The 248-nt window shown below is 37.5% G+C and carries 1 protein-coding gene; it reads left to right on the forward strand.

The window, feature by feature from the left end:
• Positions 1-119, forward strand: a 119-nt coding sequence (locus SB660_RS22685) for a DsrE/DsrF/DrsH-like family protein (protein ID WP_410584759.1), incomplete at its 5' end; no start/stop codon positions are given.
• Between the last annotated feature and the right edge of the window lie 129 nt (positions 120-248).

The raw sequence follows: 248 nt of genomic DNA on the forward strand, positions 1-248 counted from the left end.
CGATGACAATGGATCTTCTTGGTTTACAGGAAAAAGAACTATTAGATGATATCGACTATGCTGGTGTAGCTGCTTATTTGGCAGACGCTGAGGAAGGCAATGTCAACTTATTTATCTAATGTGATCCATTGCAATTGAATAAGTGAAGGGGGGATATAACACTATGAATAGCGGAGTAATGTTCAATACTTTGGATCGTATTTCGACGTTTTTTCCCATTGCATGGTGTTAAACAAATAACAACTGCT

The organism is Bacillus sp. SIMBA_005, assembly GCF_046535585.1.
GTDB classification, from domain to species: domain Bacteria; phylum Bacillota; class Bacilli; order Bacillales; family Bacillaceae; genus Bacillus; species Bacillus pumilus.